Annotated in this window: 17 protein-coding genes; 2 read left to right on the plus strand and 15 right to left on the minus strand. The window is 39.3% G+C overall.

Annotation, left to right across the window (positions count from 1 at the left end):
- Positions 1 to 76: 76 nt before the first annotated feature.
- On the plus strand, positions 77 to 664 hold the full coding sequence (locus tag JOC49_RS06110) for a metallophosphoesterase family protein (RefSeq protein ID WP_204663436.1): 588 nt from the start codon (positions 77 to 79) through the stop codon (positions 662 to 664).
- Here the strand turns inward: JOC49_RS06110 and JOC49_RS06115 are convergent.
- On the minus strand, positions 645 to 2,561 hold the full coding sequence (locus JOC49_RS06115) for a BMP family ABC transporter substrate-binding protein (protein ID WP_204663437.1): 1,917 nt from the start codon (positions 2,559 to 2,561) through the stop codon (positions 645 to 647). The two genes, JOC49_RS06110 and JOC49_RS06115, sit on opposite strands and share 20 nt — an antisense overlap.
- 61 nt (positions 2,562 to 2,622) lie before the next feature.
- On the opposite strand from JOC49_RS06115, the gene JOC49_RS06120 reads away from it, so the two are divergent.
- On the plus strand, positions 2,623 to 3,306 hold the full coding sequence (locus tag JOC49_RS06120; protein ID WP_204663440.1) for a YjjG family noncanonical pyrimidine nucleotidase: 684 nt from the start codon (positions 2,623 to 2,625) through the stop codon (positions 3,304 to 3,306).
- Positions 3,307 to 3,366: 60 nt separating this feature from the next.
- Here the strand turns inward: JOC49_RS06120 and JOC49_RS06125 are convergent, their stop codons facing one another.
- The 14 genes from JOC49_RS06125 to JOC49_RS06190 all read right to left on the minus strand — a co-directional run bounded on the left by JOC49_RS06125 (position 3,367) and on the right by JOC49_RS06190 (position 19,906).
- The gene (locus tag JOC49_RS06125) at positions 3,367 to 4,164 is read right to left on the minus strand and encodes an XdhC family protein (protein ID WP_204663442.1); all 798 of its coding nucleotides are present in this window, start codon (positions 4,162 to 4,164) and stop codon (positions 3,367 to 3,369) included.
- 9 nt (positions 4,165 to 4,173) lie between these two features.
- Positions 4,174 to 5,358 carry a CaiB/BaiF CoA transferase family protein gene (locus tag JOC49_RS06130; protein WP_204663444.1) on the minus strand — a complete coding sequence of 395 codons (1,185 nt, stop codon included), beginning with the start codon at positions 5,356 to 5,358 and terminating at the stop codon, positions 4,174 to 4,176.
- Positions 5,359 to 5,428: 70 nt separating this feature from the next.
- Positions 5,429 to 6,226, minus strand: a complete 798-nt coding sequence (locus JOC49_RS06135) for a cyclase family protein (RefSeq protein ID WP_204663446.1) — start codon at positions 6,224 to 6,226, stop codon at positions 5,429 to 5,431.
- Positions 6,227 to 6,260: 34 nt separating this feature from the next.
- On the minus strand, positions 6,261 to 7,523 hold the full coding sequence (locus JOC49_RS06140) for a YlbE family protein (RefSeq protein WP_341534660.1): 1,263 nt from the start codon (positions 7,521 to 7,523) through the stop codon (positions 6,261 to 6,263).
- A 23-nt stretch (positions 7,524 to 7,546) separates the two neighbouring features.
- Positions 7,547 to 7,717 (minus strand): fdrA domain protein, encoded by a 171-nt coding sequence (locus tag JOC49_RS06145; protein WP_204663448.1) that lies wholly within the window; start codon positions 7,715 to 7,717, stop codon positions 7,547 to 7,549.
- Positions 7,717 to 9,273 (minus strand): acyl-CoA synthetase FdrA, encoded by a 1,557-nt coding sequence (fdrA, locus tag JOC49_RS06150; protein ID WP_204663450.1) that lies wholly within the window; start codon positions 9,271 to 9,273, stop codon positions 7,717 to 7,719. The genes JOC49_RS06145 and fdrA overlap by 1 nt, the downstream gene beginning before the upstream one ends.
- A gap of 18 nt (positions 9,274 to 9,291) precedes the next feature.
- A complete protein-coding gene (locus tag JOC49_RS06155; RefSeq protein ID WP_204663452.1) occupies positions 9,292 to 10,245 on the minus strand; it encodes an oxamate carbamoyltransferase subunit AllH family protein in 954 nt (317 codons plus the stop codon).
- Positions 10,238 to 11,944, minus strand: a complete 1,707-nt coding sequence (locus JOC49_RS06160; protein WP_204663454.1) for a PucR family transcriptional regulator — start codon at positions 11,942 to 11,944, stop codon at positions 10,238 to 10,240. The genes JOC49_RS06155 and JOC49_RS06160 overlap by 8 nt, the downstream gene beginning before the upstream one ends.
- Before the next feature lie 161 nt (positions 11,945 to 12,105).
- Entirely contained in the window at positions 12,106 to 13,326 is a 1,221-nt protein-coding gene (locus tag JOC49_RS06165) for a uracil-xanthine permease family protein (RefSeq protein WP_204663456.1), read from the minus strand.
- Between the two features lie 204 nt (positions 13,327 to 13,530).
- On the minus strand, positions 13,531 to 14,007 hold the full coding sequence (locus JOC49_RS06170; protein WP_204663458.1) for a (2Fe-2S)-binding protein: 477 nt from the start codon (positions 14,005 to 14,007) through the stop codon (positions 13,531 to 13,533).
- The gene (locus tag JOC49_RS06175; protein WP_204663460.1) at positions 14,004 to 14,801 is read right to left on the minus strand and encodes an FAD binding domain-containing protein; all 798 of its coding nucleotides are present in this window, start codon (positions 14,799 to 14,801) and stop codon (positions 14,004 to 14,006) included. Before JOC49_RS06175 ends, JOC49_RS06170 begins: the two co-directional genes overlap by 4 nt.
- On the minus strand, positions 14,801 to 17,131 hold the full coding sequence (locus JOC49_RS06180; protein ID WP_204663461.1) for a xanthine dehydrogenase family protein molybdopterin-binding subunit: 2,331 nt from the start codon (positions 17,129 to 17,131) through the stop codon (positions 14,801 to 14,803). Before JOC49_RS06180 ends, JOC49_RS06175 begins: the two co-directional genes overlap by 1 nt.
- 14 nt (positions 17,132 to 17,145) lie before the next feature.
- Entirely contained in the window at positions 17,146 to 18,387 is a 1,242-nt protein-coding gene (locus JOC49_RS06185; RefSeq protein WP_204663463.1) for an NAD(P)-binding domain-containing protein, read from the minus strand.
- On the minus strand, positions 18,374 to 19,906 hold the full coding sequence (locus JOC49_RS06190) for a methyl-accepting chemotaxis protein (RefSeq protein ID WP_204663466.1): 1,533 nt from the start codon (positions 19,904 to 19,906) through the stop codon (positions 18,374 to 18,376). The genes JOC49_RS06185 and JOC49_RS06190 overlap by 14 nt, the downstream gene beginning before the upstream one ends.
- Positions 19,907 to 19,922 lie beyond the last annotated feature (16 nt).

The raw sequence follows: 19,922 nt of genomic DNA on the forward strand, positions 1-19,922 counted from the left end.
TCTTATTTTCAAGTACCAATTGACTATTTGTTTATCAATGATAAAATAAACTATAAGTCACGCCTTGGAGGCAACCATGAAAATCCTTGCAATATCAGATGTTGAAAGCAATTACATATACAATCACTTTAATCCACGTGCCTTCAAAGAGGTTTCTTTGGTTTTGTCTGCAGGCGATTTAAACCCTGAGTATTTATCTTTTGTAGCCAGTGTCCTTAACGTCCCCGTTCTCTATGTCCACGGCAATCACGACGGAAAATACGAAAATAAGCCCCCCGCAGGCTGCTTTTCCGTAGATGGAAAAGTCTATGTCCACGAAGGGCTTCGAATTTTTGGTCTAGGTGGCTGTATGAAATATACAGGCGGCCCACATCAATATACTGAAGGAGAAATGGCCAGACGTGTGGCAAAAAGCAAACTCAAATTACTAAAGGGAATGGATATTCTGTTAACGCATGCCCCAGCCTATAATCTAGGGGATGGCAAAGACCTTGCGCACCAGGGCTTTAAATCATTCCTTAAACTTATGGATCAGTATTCGCCAAAGCTGTTTGTCCATGGCCATCAGCATTTGTCCTATGGCAGTTTTGATCGAACCCGCCAATACAAAGAAACTCGCGTTATTAATGCCTATGACTACACACTTATTTCTCTTGATCGATAACTTCAACATTATCTAAAAGCCAATCCATGTTTAAAATATCCATAGCGGATAGCATTTCGTTTTTCGCCACACGCAGGTGTCCAGTCGTGTCATAAATTGGACCTGTAAAAGGGTGCAATTGTTCCGTTACAAGCATTTGCTTCATAAGTTTCACCAAGCGCTGTGTTTCTGTAGGGAGCTTGTCTTCTGCAAGATATAAATCAATCACACCAGTTTCCATACCCCACCAGAAGTTTACAAGTTTTTGATTGTCCCCTGTCCCCGATGTCATTTTTTGATAAGTACCACTGAGTATACTGGCTATAATTTTCTCATAAAATATGCCCCACTTCCAGATGGGAGAGGCCAAATAGTCCTTAGGAAGGCCCGTTGATGGGTCTATACTGCAAAGCATGGAATATACGCCATATTCAATGGTGACATCTCTGGGGACCAATAAGGTCTTATTGCTGATTAAATCGGCGCCCATTTCAACAAAACGTCGGCTTAAATCCGTTGTTACTCTAGGATTATTCCATTCTCCAGTCCATTTCACCAATAATCGACTATATGGATTGGCCATTTTCATGCCAAGAGCAAAAGCATTGATCCCAGCCATAACTTCTGGATTGGGATCTGTTGCAGTATAGCCCACAACGCCTGTTTTTGTTAGCGCTCCTGCTATCATCCCACTTAAAAACCGCGCTTCATACGTTCTTCCGAAATAGTTGGACATGTGTACATAAGGACGGCTGCCTGAGCAATTAAAGAATTTAACTTTGGGCATCTCTACAGCACATTTAATTGTAGCGCGTTTAAAGACTTCACTGGTTGTGAAAACAACATCAAATCCCCTCTGTGCAAAAGCCTTAATGTGATCGTAAGCCGAGTAATCTTCTGGAACATTTTCAATATATGCGGTTTCAACACGACCAGAAAACCGCTCTTCCAGATGCCGCCGTCCAAGTTCATGTGAATACGTCCAACCAGAACTCTTAATCGTTCGCGCATAAACAAATCCCACCCGTATCTTTTTAGGCAAAAAAATTGTGGAAATTGCATCAAAGAAGGGGACACGGTCTACTTCATCTGAATCGGTTATAATTTCCGTTTCTTCCGTTTCGTTGAGCAAGCTGTATTCCTTTACAAGACTCGGCATTATTGCACGAACTTGTGAGGCATCTAGACTCTGTGGAATACCGTATAGTTTTGCATATAACAAAAAGGCATCTCCAGTTGTGGTTGACAGTGTGTCACCCCCATACTCCAAATATATTCTTTTAAATGGCCTATAAACTTCTTTCATAAAATGTCTATATTTTTCCGTTGGCTCAATGCCCGCCACTTCATAATCCGATAAATATTTAAGAAGTCTCTTGTATCTCAGTGGTCGACTCAACCACAGGTCTAAAATCTTTGTTTGATTGTAAAATTCTAAATAAGCATAATAAAGGACGATTGTCTCATCAGTTTCATCATATTTGGGAATTAAACGCGTGATTTCTGCACTTACTTTATAAGCATCGTAATATTTTAAAACACTCACGCGCTTATTCCCTTCAACGACGTAATAATGATTTAAATACTCATACACCTTAATTGGATCCCGAATACCTTCCGTCAGGTGGGCTTCACACAAGGCCATCCACTTAGATGCAAACTCACTTCGCTCTGATTCTAAAGGCAAAAAATGTTTGGAAAAAGTCATGCGTCGTGTATGATAGTAAGTCCCTACAATTTTCCCAAGCTCGATTTCATGCGTTCCTAAATACACATTACCCGCTATGTCAATATCCTTTAAGACACCATCTAAAGATGTTAAATGGCCCGATTGTCCCATGGATTTGCGCCGGTTATATTCCTTCTTGGCTTTACTTTGTGCATCCTTATAGAGTTCATGTATTTTTGATTCCAGCATACCATTACCTGCTTTCAAATAATATGTTACAATTGAAACACAATACAGTTCGGAGGTCAAGATGAAAAAATACGCAACTTTAATATTCGACGCTGATGAAACGCTTTTTGATTTTAAAAAATCAGAACGTATTGCATTTGATCAAACGTCAGATGATTTCAAACTCCCGTCTAATTATTTTTCAATTTACACAGCCATCAATACGTCAATTTGGAAAGAATTTGAACAGGGTAAAATTACCCAAAAAGAACTTAAGGTCGAGCGGTTTAAAAGACTTGCCGATGCCACTGAAATATCTTTTAATGCCGAAGATTTCGCAAATCGGTTTATGAAGCATCTGGCAAATGCATCCTATATTTACCCAGAGAGTCATCAAATATTAACGCGATTAAAGAAACACTATAAAATTGCAATTCTCACCAACGGACTCAAGGGCGTTCAAACAAAAAGAATTGGCGCATCCGAAATTGCCCATTTGTTTGATGCACTTATTATTTCTGAAGAAGTCGGTTATGCAAAACCGGATCCCAGAATTTTTAAATTGACGCTTGATCGCGTTAACACCTATGATCCAAGTTCAGCTCTGATCATTGGTGACAGTTTAACTTCTGATATACAAGGTGGCCTTAATTCTGGAATCGATACGTGTTGGTATAATCCCGAAAAAAAAGTGAATCACGCTTCCATAACGCCAACTTACGAAATACATCAGTTGTCTCAATTGATTTCCTTATTAAACATTTAAATAAAAACTGCTGCAAAACGAGTCCATGCCTCACTTTGCAGCAGTTTCTTTTTTAGACCTTTATTTTAAAAAGCCACCTGGTCGATTATACTTAACCGCTTGAATTTCAGCCATGATCGCCAAGGCTATTTCAGCTGGTGTTTGTCCACCTATATCTAAACCTATCGGTGAATGGACTTTTTCAAACAAATTTTCATCGACACCTTGCTTTTTAACTTCATCATAGCAGTAGCCAATTTTGCTCCTGCTACCAATCATACCAATATATCGTGCTTTTGATTCAATAACTAGGCCCAAGGCTTCAGCGTCATAAGAATGGGCATGTGTTACAATAACAACACTTGCGGAATCAGGAATTTCAAAAGGATTTTTCTCGAAATCCGAAAACAGAATGCGTCTATAAGCATCTGGGAATCTAGATTCTTCCAAATATTCTGGTCTAGTGTCTATAACAGTCAATCGATAATTTAACTTCTTGGCCATAAGTGATAATTCATATGCAATATGTCCTCCGCCAAATACAATCAAATCTTCCTCTTTAGAAAACACTTTTACAAAAACGTCAACAGCACCGCCACACGCCATACCAAGGGAATGTTCAGTTTCTGCTAAAACCAAATCATACTTGAAACTTCCTGAGGTGTTCTTTTGGATACACTTTGCAGCATCTTCCTTGGCCTGTTCTTCAACTTTTCCACCGCCTATTGTCCCATCCAGCAATTTTCCTTGATCATCCACAATCATTATGCTGCCAACACCTCTAGGACTGCTGCCAAGTTGACTGGTGACCATAACCAAGGCAACAGATTTACCGCGTTCTATATATTTTGATAGTTTATCAATAAGTTGACCTTCCATAGCTGCCTCCTATAAAACACCTTCTGCGTGCAATGCTTCAATTTCTTCATCCGTATAATTTAAGAATTTTTTTAGCATCTCTGAGCTGTGTTCGCCTAAAATTGGGGCAGGTGAATGAATTTCTCCTGGTGTTTCACTTAACTTAATTGCAACACCAGGCATTTTGAGTTTACCAGCTTTTGGATGCTCAACTTCAATAATCATATCACGTGCTTTAACTTGTGCATCTTCAAGAACTTCATCTATATGGTTAATTGGACCATTTGGTACACCCGCATCATCCAATATTTTTTGCCACTCTTTTGTGGTTTTTTCTTTCATTTTTTCTGCAATTTTAGGTCTTAGCTCTTGATAATGATTATGTCTTTCTGGGTTTGTTGCAAATTTTTCAAGAGCCATTATATCTTCTAAATCTGCAACTTGACAAAAACGCTTCCATATTTGATCATTTCCAACTGCAACAACGATTTGTGAATCTGATGTGTGGAATGGCTCAAAAGGAACAATTGAAGCGTGTTTATTTCCTGATGGTTTTGGCACACTGCCTGTTACAACATATCGGGCAATGGCATTTTCTAGCATGGCAACTTGGCAATCCAGCATAGCGACATCTACTTTTTGTCCCACGCCTGTTTCATTTCTATGGTTAAGTGCTGCTAAAACACCAATAGCAGTAAACAAGCCCGCACCAATGTCACCAATTGAAGGTCCTACACGCGTTGGCTCACCACCTTCTTGACCTGTTATACTCATTATGCCACCCATAGCTTGAACGACGCCATCATAAGCAGGTCGTTTGCTATAAGGGCCTGTATGCCCAAATCCAGAAGCTGCTGCATAAATAATCGCCGGATTAATTTCTTTCAAAACGTCATAACCCAAGCCCAATTTTTCCATTGTGCCAGGTCTAAAATTCTCTACAATTACATCCACCTGCTTAATAAAAGATTTAAGAATCTCTTTGCCTTTTTCTGTTTTTAAATTTAAAGTCACACTTTTCTTATTCCTATTTAAACTCATAAAATAGGCACTTTCTCCATGTTGATAAGGCCCAAAATGTCTAGAATCATCCCCTTTGACAGGAACTTCAATCTTGATGATCTCTGCGCCAAGATCTCCAAGAAGCATGGTACAATAAGGCCCCGCAAGCACACGGGTCAAATCCAGAACTTTTAATCCATTTAAAGGTCCCATAACGTCTCCTCCTCAAAAAAATCATACCCATGGAAACCCAAAGGTCCCATGGGTATGCCCATATCAGTGATTATTCTTGCTCGTCAAATGCAACGATACGGCAGAATGCTGATTCACCACCCTGGAATTTCCAAGGGAAACATCCAATGATCATTCTTCTATTAGACAATTCATTAATTTGTCCACCAACGTTTTCTGCATGAATAATTTCGCCATACTTTTGTCCAAACATTTGAATATGCATTGCTTGATATTGCTCTGGCCATGGATATACTTCGTTCAATGTCTTTCCATATTTCTTTTGGAAAATTTCATCACACTTTTTAGCTTCAGCTGGCTCCCAATCTCTAATTTTTGTATTCATTGGATGATCTGCAGAACCGCAGTCAACGCCAATCCACTTGATTTCCATTTCTTGAGCCCAGGCCATGAAATCCAATGATGGACCAGGATGTCTTAACATATATCTTCTTTCATCTGCTTCTGGTTGATCAAATCCATATTTGTTGTAACCAGTATTGATAATCAAAATATCGCCTTTTTTAACTTCAACACGGTCCATAATGTCTTGAGGTGTGTAGATGCCAAAATCTTCTGCTTGGTCTGACAGGTCTACGATTACACCAGGTCCTACTAACTTTTCAAGTTCAAGTGATGCAATGTCTCTTCCAGATGTATCAAAGTGAAGTGGGCCATCAAGATGGGTACCAACATGGTTAGATGTTGTAATCAATTGACCATTGGCACCATTTGGAGACAATCTTTTGAAGAACTTAACTTGTAATGGCTCATAAGTTGGCCATGGTGGTGTCAAGTGACTTGTGTTTACTGTTAAATCATACATTTTAATGTTGTTCCAGAATTTCATAGGTAACCTCCTAATTAATTAAATGATAGTGTTATTATTTAATGATACCCTCTGCAGCCATTTTATTCACAAAAGCTTCAAGCGCATCTTCAAAACATTTCATCGGTGGTCTTACCACACCGGCACCAACCTGTCCAACACCTGGATCTTTGTGCGCAATCCCTGTATTGATAATTGGCAATATCTGAGTTTCAATAACCTTTTGAATTTCAATACCTGTTGGCGTGCCTCTAAAATTAAGGGCTGGCATTTTATAAGCGTCATTTTCTTCTTCTGTAATTTCATACATCATATTGGTATAATTCATCGCATCTTGTGGTGTTCCACCTACAAATTGTACAATCGCTGGTGCTGTTGCCATAGCAAAGCCACCAATACCTGATGTTTCAGTAATAACAGAGTCTCCAATATCTGGATTGGCATCTTCTTTTGTAAAGCCTGGGAAGAATAAACCATCAATAATTTCAGCAGGTGCTGTAAACCATTGCTCACCCAGTCCAGCTACACGAATACCAAATTCAGTACCATTACGTGCCATGCCGTACACCACAGTTGAATAAGGAATTCCTTTAAGTGGGTCCAGCGCACTTTTTTGTGCTGGCATTGTAAGGTTCAAGAAGAAGTGGTCATTTGAATGCATAAACTTAAGAACTTCAACAATGTCTTCCTTGCTGAAATTTGTTTGAACAATATAAGGTGCCAATTCACGAATCAAGAGCGACGTTCCCGCCTTATTACGATTGTGGCCTTCATCTCCCATTTGAACAACTTGTGCAATCATGGACTTAAGATCAAGTGGGCCATGGAGCGCCATTGTTTCTTTAAGCATTGGGCCAAGGATTTTTTCCATCCACTTTAACCGTGTAATAACTTCTTCACTATAAGCCCCATATCTCAAAACCTTGCCAAGGCCTTCGTTTAATGTACAATATGCATAGTTTCCAAAGGCTTCGTTTCGAATAATCCAAACTGGCATGCTGTAAGTTGTTACACCCGCCATTGGGCCTACTGCATCATGATGATGGCAGGAATCAAAAGTAATTTCACCTGATTCAGCCAATTTTATAGCTTCTTCTTCATTTGAAGCAAGACCTTCATAAATCAATCCACCAATAACAGCCCCTTTTAGTGGACCAGTCATATTATTCCAAGTAACTGGAGGCCCAGCATGGAATATAGTTTTTTTTGTCATCCCTGGTAATGTTTCACCAGCGATTCCAAGACCTACAATGGTTGGCTGTGCTTTTTGAAGCCTGTTCATCGCTTCCTGATTTGCTTTTCTAATTAATTCTTGCACGTTGTCATCTCCCTTACTTTTAATTATTTTAATCGATCCAACAATGACGCGAGTTTTTTATTCCCACCTGCACGTGGTCTCCAATCCATTTGTACAACTGGAACTTCTTGTTCTTTCAAATCTTTTGAAAAAGATTCCAACCCAATATTAATCACTTTCAGGTCCTTTTTAAACAGTTCATCAATTTTATGCATTACTTAGCCTCCTTTGCCAAAACATGATTCATGACCTTTTGGACAAACCTCACAGCTTGAGCATTTGACGGCATAACGACAACACCTTCATCCTCCAAAACTTTTTGTGAGTGTTTTAAATCTTGTGGGTCACCTTCTGTTCCTGTAATAGAAGCTACAAAAACGACTTGATTCTTAAGGTTTTTCTTAATTTCACGAATGGATTTTGCAAGCTCTCCAGCAGGGTCTTCATGTGACCCATACCCAATTACCACGTCCATAAGCGCAACAGCAACAGAATCATCTATATCTGTTTTAAATCTATCAGCACGCGTTGACGGATCAATCATTGGATGTGGTCTACCCACTGTGAACTGATCTTCTCCAAGGTCAAGACAAACATGTCCTGTCACTTCTGACAAGTTTTCTATGGCATACTCAGGACTAAGAGGTATATTTGAATAAATACCTTCTATGGTTTGCCCAAGCATCTTCATAGCTTCATCTGCCAAAGTACCACCTGTATACAAGCCTCTAAAATTCTTTTGTTCTGGTTTCAAGTTTCCTACTTTATCAGCAACCAATTGATCAATTTCAGAAATTTCTTGTGAAAAGCCTACAAAGTCAACTGGTTCATTACCCTTTGCAAGCGCAACAGCTTTATACGCTGTATCTTCAAGTGTCAAACATGGCACTGCGCCAGATTTCTTAATAGCTTCCATGTCACCGCCAATAAAATCAACAACAACAGGTTTATCCGTTTCAGCAACTTTTTTAAGAATTTTTTCTGCGACTTCTGGTGCTGGTGGTTTAGAAATCAATACGATAACTTTTGTTTCTGGATCTCTTACAAGCGCATCAAAACCTTGAATCATCATCAATCCACCGATTTCAGATTTTAAGTCTCTCCCCCCTGTTCCAATAACTTGAGAACAGCCTGATCCGAGCTTGTCAATCATTGCACTCACTTCTTGTGTTCCAGTTCCAGATGCACCAACAATTCCGATCGGACCTTTTTTAACGACATTTGCAAACGCCAAAGGTATGCCATTAATAATTGCAGTTCCACAATCTGGCCCCATCATCAAGAGCCCTTTTTCAACAGCTTTTTTCTTAAGTTTTAGTTCGGCTTCAACGGAAACATTGTCGGAAAACAACATAACATTCAAGTCCTGATCGAGAAGTCTATCCACTTCTTCCTCGGCATACTGGCCTGCAATTGACACAACAGCCATGTTGGCATCCGGCATCATTTCCATCGCTGACTTCAACGTGGCTGGTTTAAAATCACTGCCTGATGATGTTTTTTTCTCATTTAACAGTTCATCCACTTTCTTTATGACTTCAGCCATTACAGCTTCATTTTCGATTTCCGCTGTAACGAAAAAGTCATTTGGCGAGACTTCTTTTAATTCAGGACTCCCCAATCCTAGATTTTCAGATAATTCCTTGTTTAATTCAGTACCCATTCCCACAAGAACATCCACAACACCTTCTACATTTTTGACTTCTTTTGAAATCAGCATCAATGTTACAGAATCATAGTAGGAATTCTTTCGGACTTCTAAACGAATCATTTACATGTGCCTCCTTTTCTATAATAATGGTTCTTTTACCTTGTGTAGCAACAATGAACAATAAACACCGAGAACAAAATCGGAGCCAGAAGTTGCACCATTCATCAAAACACGTCTTGTGCACCCCTCAATAGAGTTGGATTCTGGCGAAAAAATAGCTTCAATCAGCTGAATCTGATTTTCTGTAGCCCTACCTTGAGCAACGTGTTTTAACATACTCTCACTTACCTTGGTCGTTCTGCCACATGCATTTTCATAAACCTTTAATGCCAACATATCAAGCGCATCTACTGGTCGATTGTCAAAAAGACATTCAGCCCTTTTCGTTAACAATACGCCAGAAAGGAAATCGTCGGTGGACGGTGTAAGACCAGGTCCAAATCCGATAAATTTTGGCAATATAGATATCACACCCTCAAAATCATCTTGATCTAGCAATTTAACCAGCTCTAAAAAGACATCTTGAATAAATTCAGAATAGGTATTGTTCTCAATTGCCACACATTTATCTTTAACCCCTTTGTAACGCTCCAAAGCACAAATTAGAGGTAGCAATCCTGTTGCCTCTCCTCGATCTAACAAAACTTTTCTAACCTGTGACCGCTTGGGAACGAGGACCTCTTCAGACAGGTTACACTGGCAATTTCCAAGACATCGGTCCCATTCTTTTGCGTTGGTGTAATTCAAAGTAACCTTGCTGCTTTTAAAAAACAGGGTTGAGATGCGCTTTTCCACACGCTCACCTGGCACAATTTTAGTGAAGTTTCTAGAATTTTGTGAAACCAACACACCCATTGGCCCAATATCTCGGTTGGCAGTTAGGAGGGTAATAAGCTCTCCTTTCTCATCCACCAGATTTATGGCTTCTTTAAAAACAGAATGGACCGTCAAATTTAATTTTTTATATGCACTGAGATATGCTTTTAGTTCTCTATCAATTAAAATTGCATTCATATTCGCCCCATTATCCATTTAATATATCCGGTTGGATGACATCTAAAATCTTAATGGCCACATGGACATTTAAGGATGTATCCGAATCGGAAAAATCAATATTCCCAATTTCTCTAATTCGCTGCATTCTATATATAATCGTATTATAATGTGTGAACATTTCTTCAGAAACACGCTTTAAATTGCAACCACATTTATAGTACATTTTCAGTGTGTCTATGAGTTCAGCATCTTTTTCTTGATCATAAAGGGCAATTGGCCCCAGTACCTCCATAAAAAATTGAAACAGTTCTGGTTGTATGGCATCGTTGGATAAAATTCGATAAATACCTAAATCATCAAAATGTAACACATTAGATTCCAACTTACCCTTACTCAGTTCCATTTTGTGAATCGCCCGTTCTGCTTCTTGATAACTTTTATAAAGGGTTTTATTGGTATCATAGATTCGCCCCACACCGATGAATATTTTTTGATCAATATGGTCAAACTTTGCAAAATGATTCAGTTCTTCACAAAATTTCAACATCTGATCTTTGTTTTCTTCAGGAGGTGCATACGGGTCAAAGCTCAAAAGAAAAATAACGCGATCACTTTTATTACCATAGATTAATTTATCTTTGAAATGTCTCTGAACACGTTCAACAACACTGACAAGTTTAGAATTTAATTGCTTTATAACCTGACTGTTGTTTGGTGTCATTCGCATGTCGTAAGGTGCATCAATCGTTTTCACCAGTACAACGCCATGAGCTTTTGTTTTATCAAAATCAAAGTAGTTTGACTTTTCAAGCGCTCGTATTTGTTGTCCCTCTTGAGCAGAAAGCAATTCTTCAATAAATTCGATCTTATGCTTGTTTTCATTTTCATAAACAGAAAGTTTTTTTGTGGAATGAAGTGCAATTAAGGATACAGCTGCTTCCATCATAAAAAGCATTTTATCAGTGACACGTTTGTTAAAGTCCCAAACAATTACGTGTCCATAAAGAACTTCTTCGGAAAAAATAGGAATCATTAACCGTTCAATAGGTTCACCTTGTATAACATCTACAACCGACTCTATTCCTTGGTCTTTATAATTTCGCTTAAACCGATCTGCACGCTTGTATAACACTTTTTCTACAATGCCATTTAATTCACTTTGAAGCGAGTCATCTGCGCACAAAACAAATTCTCTAAAAAGGTTGTCGGTTATCGCCACTGGCGAATTCATTGCTTCTGAAATCATATGACTGATTTCTTCAAGATCACCGCCACGCAGCATGATGTCTTTGAGTTTGTTATTAAACCCATCAATTTGAAGCAAAAGTGACGTTTGGTTATTAACCAGCGTTGTTAAAACTGAAGTAATCAAGTCACCAAAAGAAACATCCACCGGAATACCAATTATAGGGAATCCCAAATTGTTCGAAAGGTCGATAACTGCCTTTGGAAGTTCCTCCACATAGCGTTTCATTTTTATGCCTAAACCTGCTACGCCAATCTCATGCATTTTAGGAATTAAATCATTGAGTTTTTCAATGTTATCCTTAATGGAATAGGCTGTTGTAAGAAGGAATTCTCCAGATTGAAGCCAAGGTACAATGTCTGGAACTTCCATGACATTGACTTTGGTTACAGGACGATCCATTCCTCGGTGCCCGGCGATTATCTCACTGGACGTAAACGCATCTAAAGATATGATTTCATTGAGCCTAACACCCATTTTTGTTTGCATGTTTTGCCTCCCAACTCTATTATACTAAATAATCTGATAATTTATTATACTATTTATTAGCGTTGAGATACAATGTTTTATTCTATATTACCTATTTCTTTGTGTTTTAAAAACAAAGTGCCGGCATTTTATGCCGGCACAGATCAACGAGTTGGTTGTCTTTATTCTGGTAAAATAATGTTGAGTATAATACCAACGATAGCTGCAAGTGCCATACCTTCAACATTTAACGCCAATGCACCAATGTTGATTGGGAGCACAGCCCCACCAAGTCCTAGTACTACAATAGTTGCAGCAATAATGAGGTTTCTGGATTTTGTCAGATCAACTTTGTTTTCAACAAGTGTTCTTGCGCCGACAGCAGCAATCATACCAAATAAGATAATTGAAATACCACCAATAATAGCACCTGGGATAGATGAAATAATTGCGCCTAATTTTGGTACAAGACCTAAAATTATAGCAAATACAGCTGCAATTCTCATAACAACAGGATCCCAAACTCTTGTAAGCGCCAATACACCTGTATTTTCGCCATAAGTTGTGTTTGCAGGACCACCAAACATTGCAGAAACAGATGTTGCGATACCATCACCCAACAATGTTCTAGAGAGGCCTGGCTTTTCCAAGAAATCTTTTTCAACAGTTGCGCCAATAGCCACAACGTCACCAATATGCTCAACCATAGTCGCAAGTGCAATTGGTGCCACTGTTAAAATTGCATCGATGTTGAATTTTGCAAAAGAAAATGCAGGCAATCCAACAAACTTCGCATCTGAAACAACTGTGAAATCAACTCTACCAAGTACAGCTGCAATAAGATACGTTACAATCAATCCTACGATAACAGGAATTACTTTCAAGAATCCTTTAGCATAAACGCTGACTGCAACAACAATCACAAATGCAATTATTGCAAGAAGCCAATCGGCTGATGCCATGTCAATTGCCGTAGGTGCTAATTTCAAACCGATAACCAAAATAATTGGACCTGTAACGATCGGTGGGAAAAAGCGAATAATTTTTTCTGTGCCAAACACGTGTATCAATCCGGCTAAAATCAGATAAACAATACCAGCCACTACGATACCGCCACGTGCATACTCGAGGCCGTGTGATTCCGCAACCGCTAGAATAGGTGCAATAAATGCAAATGAAGAACCGAGAAATGCTGGAACCACGCCACCTGTTACCAAATGGAACAAGAGCGTACCAACACCTGCTAAAAACAGTGATACAGAAATGTCAAGACCGGTAATGATTGGTACCAATACTGTGGCGCCAAACATTGTAAATGCATGTTGTAATCCAAGTGTTAACGCTTTCGGTTTGCTTAATTCCGTTACATCAACAATTGCATTAGCTTGTGTGTTTTTTGACATGTTACCCCTCCCCTTAATTTGTCTACTCGTTGATCGACATGTTGACAATGCCTTTCATCCTTATTATATCTTTTTCTTAACACTTATCTCATTAGTGTAACAGACTAAATTTTCTGAATATTCAACTGAGTTATTTGGTAACTCGTTACAATTGGAATTTGAATTATTGGCATTGTCCTTGTTGTCTGCTCACTAAAGAAAACATTATTTATTTTTTTGTGATTTTTGAACAAACGCTACGGCCTTTTTAATGCCTTCATATCCTGTACATCTACATAAGTTTGAACTTAGCCATTCCGATTTAACCGTTTCATCTGCATCGGGAACAGCATCTAACATGGCATATGCATTCATTAAAAATCCAGACGTACAATACCCACATTGGAAACCACCATATTCCACAAAAGCCTCTTGAATAAGTGTGTCATTAAGCCCCTCTACAGTAACAATTTCTTTCCCCACTGCATCTAAGGCAAGCATCATACACGATTTAACAGGTTTTCCATCCAGCAAAACTGTGCAAGCACCACAATCTCCATTTTCACAGCCGACTTTGGGCCCAATAAGACCCAAAGACTCTCTAATTACTCTTAAAAGTGTGTCTTCAGGTGATATTGTCGCAGTACGAACCTCAGAATTTACATTTAGTTCTATTTGAGTCAACCCTTTTATTTGAATCATAGTTTTCCTCCAAGCCATTCATTCAGGTGTACTTGCAAGAGATTCAATCGATAGTCTGCCCCTGCTCTATCATCCGATTTCGCCAAAGACTCTACCTCTTGCAACATACGCTTAACAACCGCTTCTGCAGTTTCTTCTTTACGGTCTACAACAGAATATATTGGAAAAGCTGCAAACCCAGATATGCCCATAAACACTGTGCGTTTTTTGTCATCTGAGTAAAGAACAGTATGCAAAATTGGGTAATCTACAGCCGTATGCTCTGTTTCTCGTCTTGAAAAAAGCGTATTTCTATTTTTCAACAAATGGATTCGATACAAAAAAGTTCCCTTGGGAAGTTTTAATCTTTTGTCAAATAGATCTCGTAACTTGTAAATTTCAACGCCCTCTTGTGCACACACTTCGATATCAGCATCCAAAGCCAAAAGTGGGAGAACTGCTTCTCTATAGGGTAATCTTCCACAAATATTGCCACCTAGTGTCAAAACATTTCGCACTGTATGGTCTGCAATCTTATCTAAAATGGGTTTTAAAAATGCCGTTTCAGGATGTTCTATAATTTGATTTAAGGTCACATTTGCGCCTAAAATAATCTTATCGTCTTTCACCTCTATCAAATGCATTTCAGGGATTCCTTTAAGGTCAATAAACGCATCAACTTTAAGGGCACCTTTACGGATATTAGTGACAATTTCAGTACCACCTGCATAATAAACTGCCTGTAAACCCTCATCGGTCAATTGGCCCATTTGACCCACTGCTTCTTCAGGTGTTTCAGCTTTATAATAATCCATCACTTGGTCCCTCCTTTCTGCATCTGCTTCCAAATTAGTTCTGGCGTCATTGGTATGGTATTCAAACTTACTTTAGCAGCTCTAGAAAGGGCATTTGAAATTGCACCAGGCATACCGATTACCGATTGTTCACCCAGTCCACGCGCACCATATGGTCCATCCTGCTGCGGTGTTTCAAGGAATTCAACACTGTATTCTGGCGCATCGTCATACCGCATTATTTTGTAATCGCGTAAAACACCATTCGTCACTTGACCACGTGTGTTAAATTTAAAGCCTTCCATTATTGTATAGCCAATCCCCATAGCCATTCCACCCACAACTTGTCCTCTGGCCAATTCCGGATTAACAACCTTACCAACATCCATACAGCAAACCGCCTTGGTAATTTTATACCGTCCTGTGTTTACATTTAACAAAACTTCAACACCCTCAGCACCCAGTGTCCACTCTAGATCGGGATGACCTTTTCCAGTTTCTTGATCAACATCTGTAAGGTGTTTTGCAATATAGCGCCCTTTTCCTATAACTTGTCCATAAACAGCATTTCCATTTGGATATACATAGCCAAGTACCACTTCTGCAAAAGACACACTTAACGTCGGATCATCCGAAACAAAAATCTGACCCGCTTCATATACAAGGTCGCGTTCAGGCGCTTTTAGCACAGATGCAGCTATGGTTTTAATTTGCGAAATTGCGTCATCACATGCTTCTAGAGCAGCAACGCCAGCCATCATTAGGCCTCTACTCGCTGCAGTAGCCCAATCGCTTGGTGATGTAGACGTGTTTACAGGCATAACAACATGGACTTTTTCCATCGGCAACTTCAACCGTTCTGACACCAATTGAGCCAGTCCGGTCTTTGTCCCTTGTCCAATCTCCACAACCCCAACATTGAGATTGCAACTGCCATCTGAATTAAATGTCAAAATTGCACCTGCATCTGTGTTGGTTGGCATAGCTGGCGCCTTCCATAATCCAGCAATGCCTTTTGCTTTTATGTGCTGTGCGTCAACGTGTTCAACTTCTCCTAAATTACCGCCAAGCATCTCTGAAACTCGGGTAAAACACGTTTCTATATCACCCGTACTGGCATTAAGCACACTTTGGACAGGTGTTGTGTCAAAAGCTTTTATCGCATTTATCTTTCTAAGTTCTACAGGATCCAAACCAATCTGATCGGCTAGGGTATCCATAGCCCTTTCAATTCCAAACGACATTTCAATATGACCAAATCCTCTGTAGGCTGTGGCAAAAGGCATGTTGGTGTAAACACACAAAGAATCGCATTTAACATTTTCAACCGAATATGGTCCCGTACATGAAATTGCCGCAGCACGCGATACATTAACTGCATAATCGGCGTATGCCCCACTGTTAAAATTAAAAACCAAGTCCATACCAAGGATTTTCCCTTTGGCATCTGCTGCAATTTTCACATGAGATTCCAATCCAATATGACCTGGCGATGCCAATAAATCGTCCTCTCTTGTGTTGACGACTCTTACAGGTCTCCCGCCAGCTTTTTTTGACAAAAGATATGCCAAACCTTCCAGTTGAAGGCCAGCTTTACCGCCAAATCCGCCACCAACCATAGGGACATCAACAATAATTTTCCCTGGATCAACATCAAAAAAATGACTCATGAGATTTTTTACAACAAATGGGGCCTGAGTCGATGACGTTATATGAACGTAGCCACTCTTCTTAATTTCTGCAATTGCCACCCTAGGTTCCATAGCAACGTGGTCTCCAGGTGGAATTTCAACTGTAACATCAACCACATGGTCGGCTTTAGAAAAAGCTTTTCCAACATCTCCTTTTCTAACTTTTGTACGATTGGCCACATTTGAACCTGGTTCAGGATGAATTGGCGCAATATGACTGTACGCTTCCATATTCTCATGCAAAAGGGGTGCATCTGGCTTCAGAGCATCCGATGGTGACATTACAGGCGTCATAACGTCATAAGAAACTTTGATTTTTTCAACTGCATTTAAAGCCTGTTTATAGGTGTCAGCCACCACAACTGCCACAATTTCCCCATAATGTCTCACAACATTTCGAGCGATTATTGCCTTATCACTTAAATACAAGCCTACGTTTTGATCATAATCCTGTCCCGTAAAGACAATTTTTACACCAGGCATTTGTTCAGCCTCTGATGTGTCAATTTCCAAGATTCGCGCAAATGCATTTGGGCTTGTTTTGGTTGCAGCGTGAAGTAACCCAGGGATTTCAATATCTCCACCATACCTCACTTGACCCGTGACTTTTTCCTTGCCTTCTTTACGCACAAAAGATTTTCCCAGTTCAGTTTTCCACATGGCTCCCCCTTTATCTAAAATCTATTAATCACTGCATTTACAGTCCGTTCCGCCGATTCATCAATTGCATAGAGCCCCACGCCAAAAGCCGATTTTAGCTTAGAATCAACCGAAAGACCCAAACTGCAAAAGTAAATATTTTCCGATGTAGAAACATCATCCTCTAAAAGTATAGGCAATCCTCTGAAATCAAATATTGGCAAATGAATATAAGTGTAATCCCTTCTAAATCCAGTGCTCCAAATGACATTTCCAATAGACTTACCATAAATATCTAAGGCAGTCATTTCATTTATTTTTGAAATGTCTACTTGGTTTGTATACCGATCAAGCGTCCCTTTAGGTACATCCACTTTTTCCTTTTCAATATAGGATTCAATGGCATCTTTCACAGAAGATAAATAGGACTGGGAGGCTTTTAATGCAGGGATCAAATCTTTAGAGAATTGAATTTTACCAGCTTCTGCCCCTAAAAACCGTCCCACAATATGGACGCCTTCCAACTGACATTGCCTTAAATTTTGATTCATTTTCCTAACGATATTCTCATTTTCTAAATCTCGTGCATCATAGGTTAACACGGGCTTGCCTTTTCGATACCCCGACAAGCGGTTCAACCAATAAACGCCATTAACATTTCTATAAATGGTTGGCAAGGGTTGCATACTCCCAATGGATAAGTAAACATCTTTGCCTGTAAGTGACCTGATTTCAAGGGCAATCTGAATGCCCGACCAACCACTTCCCACAACCACCACATTTCCATCATGAAGTTGCTTGGGATTTTTATATTGAGAAGAATGCATTTGAAAGATCTGTTTACTCAATTGACTTGACGCATCTGGTATATAAGGATTTGAATACATCCCCGAGGCAACAATGACATGTTTGGTTTGAAACACACCTTGATTTGTCTGAATTTCATAGACACTTTCTGAATTTTTGTCAATCGCATCTACCGACGTGTGTTCTATAAATTCAGGAGATACCCTTTCCAAAAAACGTTCTAAAACAGTCACGATTTCTTGCTTGGACATATAAGCATTATCATAGGGAATTAAATCGTCCATTTCTGGAATATTTGTCATCCAATTCGGCGTCACCAAGTAAAAGGAATCCCATCTTTCACGCTTCCATGTATGCAGCATTTCATCTTTCTCTAAAATCACATGTTTAATTCCCTTTTGTTTTAAGTAATAAGAACAAGTGATTCCGCTAGGCCCTCCGCCTATAATGACAACATCATAATAGCGCATAACGGCCTCTAAACTTCATCAGATCCTCTAGGCTAAGTCCCAACTGAATAACCCCTCTTTGATCCTTTCTAGAAACACCAATAAATTTAAAATATTTACCATCGATGTCTCTAATCATCATACGTTGGGCAACCCGGTGAGATGGATCTTCTATAATTCTGTAGAAAGGATAGGCTTGTGTCTTGGGATCATTTTCAATCTTAAATCCAATACCAGCTGGGTTATTGGACAGGACGGTAACACCTGTTTCATCTGTAATATAAAATTCTGTAACCCCTGTTTCTTCCGCAAATTTCGTCAGATAAGCATTGTCTATTTTGCCTTTGGCCAGGATCTCTGCCAATTTCCCAGCTGCTTCAAACAACTCTTCATTTAACGCGTCATCAAATCGATTCACAAAAGCATTTAACTGGTCTGAAATGGTCTGAATCGAACCAGATATCGTTGCGTTTTCTAATGTTTTGTCTTTTTGTACCATTACATCTTCACCCGTTTGATCCGTCGCTTCTTCAGAGTCAGCAGATATGCCCGCCAATTTCTCAACATTTCCAGAAAGCATTTCTGTCGCTTTAAGTTGCTCTTGTATGCTGGTTGAAATATTTTGTATAAAAGTCAGCATGTCTTCTGCGCCTTTTACCATTTGATCCAAGTGAGCCACACTTGTACTGTTTCCTTCTTTAAGCGCTTCAGTTGCACGCATACCACCATTAATTTCTAAAACAACCTCTCCAATGGAAGACTTAATGGCATCCAATTTATTTTCAATGGTTTCAGCAAGTCGAGAACTTTCGTCTGCAAGTTTGGTAACTTCATTGGCCACAACCGCAAACCCGCGTCCCGCTTCTCCAGCACGTGCAGATTCAATAGAAGCGTTTAAAGCCAATAAATTTGTCTGCTCAGATATTTTTGAAATACCTTGCGTTAATTCTTGAATAGACCGCATCATCAATTCCAAAGAATTCACTTTTTCAACAGCACTTTTCATATTTGCTTCAACGGTATTAATGCCATCCAGCGCGCCTACAATAGATTGTTTTCCTTCCTGAATTGTTCTTAGCGTGTTTTCTGTAATCCCCATATATTCCTGAGAGTCACTGGCCATTTGGTCGTTGGCACTCTGAAGTTCCTGTGCTACAGATGCGTTTTCCATAGAAGCGCTTGCAATATTATGTGAATTGTCTCGTATCTGGTGAATCTGATTTTCTATACGCGTCATGTGATGCAAGGAAGCATCAGAACTCGATTTCAGTAAATTTGCAGAATTGGAAAGTTCAAGCCCTGACTTCAACATGTTAAAAAGCCAGTCTTTCATTGTCAGTTGAAGTTTTTCAAGTTCTTTAACAATATGGCGGTTTCCTCGCGACTTCATTTTTTTATTACTTTCAGCCAAAAAATTACCATCGGCATATTTACCAACCAATTCAGCAAGGACTTTACTATCCGCACGATAAATTGCTAAAACAACAGCTAAAATTACAGCCCAAAACAAAGATGTGATTCCAATGGCTAAATAAATCATTTTTCTCCTCCAGCTT

This window comes from Fusibacter tunisiensis, from assembly GCF_016908355.1.
In the GTDB taxonomy this organism is placed as follows: Bacteria; Bacillota; Clostridia; order Peptostreptococcales; family Acidaminobacteraceae; genus Fusibacter_D; species Fusibacter_D tunisiensis.

Excerpts from the sequence above, each read along its gene's own strand:
- JOC49_RS06180 (WP_204663461.1), bottom strand. The coding sequence starts at position 17,131 with ATGTGGAAAACTGAACTGGGAAAATCTTTTGTGCGTAAAGAAGGCAAG.
- JOC49_RS06170 (WP_204663458.1), bottom strand. The coding sequence starts at position 14,007 with ATGATTCAAATAAAAGGGTTGACTCAAATAGAACTAAATGTAAATTCT.
- fdrA (WP_204663450.1), bottom strand. The coding sequence starts at position 9,273 with ATGATTCGTTTAGAAGTCCGAAAGAATTCCTACTATGATTCTGTAACA.
- JOC49_RS06165 (WP_204663456.1), bottom strand. The coding sequence starts at position 13,326 with ATGTCAAAAAACACACAAGCTAATGCAATTGTTGATGTAACGGAATTA.
- JOC49_RS06135 (WP_204663446.1), bottom strand. The coding sequence starts at position 6,226 with ATGAAATTCTGGAACAACATTAAAATGTATGATTTAACAGTAAACACA.
- JOC49_RS06175 (WP_204663460.1), bottom strand. The coding sequence starts at position 14,801 with ATGGATTATTATAAAGCTGAAACACCTGAAGAAGCAGTGGGTCAAATG.
- JOC49_RS06160 (WP_204663454.1), bottom strand. The coding sequence starts at position 11,944 with ATGCAAACAAAAATGGGTGTTAGGCTCAATGAAATCATATCTTTAGAT.
- JOC49_RS06130 (WP_204663444.1), bottom strand. The coding sequence starts at position 5,358 with ATGGGACCTTTAAATGGATTAAAAGTTCTGGATTTGACCCGTGTGCTT.
- JOC49_RS06145 (WP_204663448.1), bottom strand. The coding sequence starts at position 7,717 with ATGCATAAAATTGATGAACTGTTTAAAAAGGACCTGAAAGTGATTAAT.
- JOC49_RS06155 (WP_204663452.1), bottom strand. The coding sequence starts at position 10,245 with ATGGATAATGGGGCGAATATGAATGCAATTTTAATTGATAGAGAACTA.
- JOC49_RS06120 (WP_204663440.1), top strand. The coding sequence starts at position 2,623 with ATGAAAAAATACGCAACTTTAATATTCGACGCTGATGAAACGCTTTTT.
- JOC49_RS06115 (WP_204663437.1), bottom strand. The coding sequence starts at position 2,561 with ATGCTGGAATCAAAAATACATGAACTCTATAAGGATGCACAAAGTAAA.
- JOC49_RS06190 (WP_204663466.1), bottom strand. The coding sequence starts at position 19,906 with ATGATTTATTTAGCCATTGGAATCACATCTTTGTTTTGGGCTGTAATT.
- JOC49_RS06110 (WP_204663436.1), top strand. The coding sequence starts at position 77 with ATGAAAATCCTTGCAATATCAGATGTTGAAAGCAATTACATATACAAT.
- JOC49_RS06185 (WP_204663463.1), bottom strand. The coding sequence starts at position 18,387 with ATGCGCTATTATGATGTTGTCATTATAGGCGGAGGGCCTAGCGGAATC.
- JOC49_RS06125 (WP_204663442.1), bottom strand. The coding sequence starts at position 4,164 with ATGGAAGGTCAACTTATTGATAAACTATCAAAATATATAGAACGCGGT.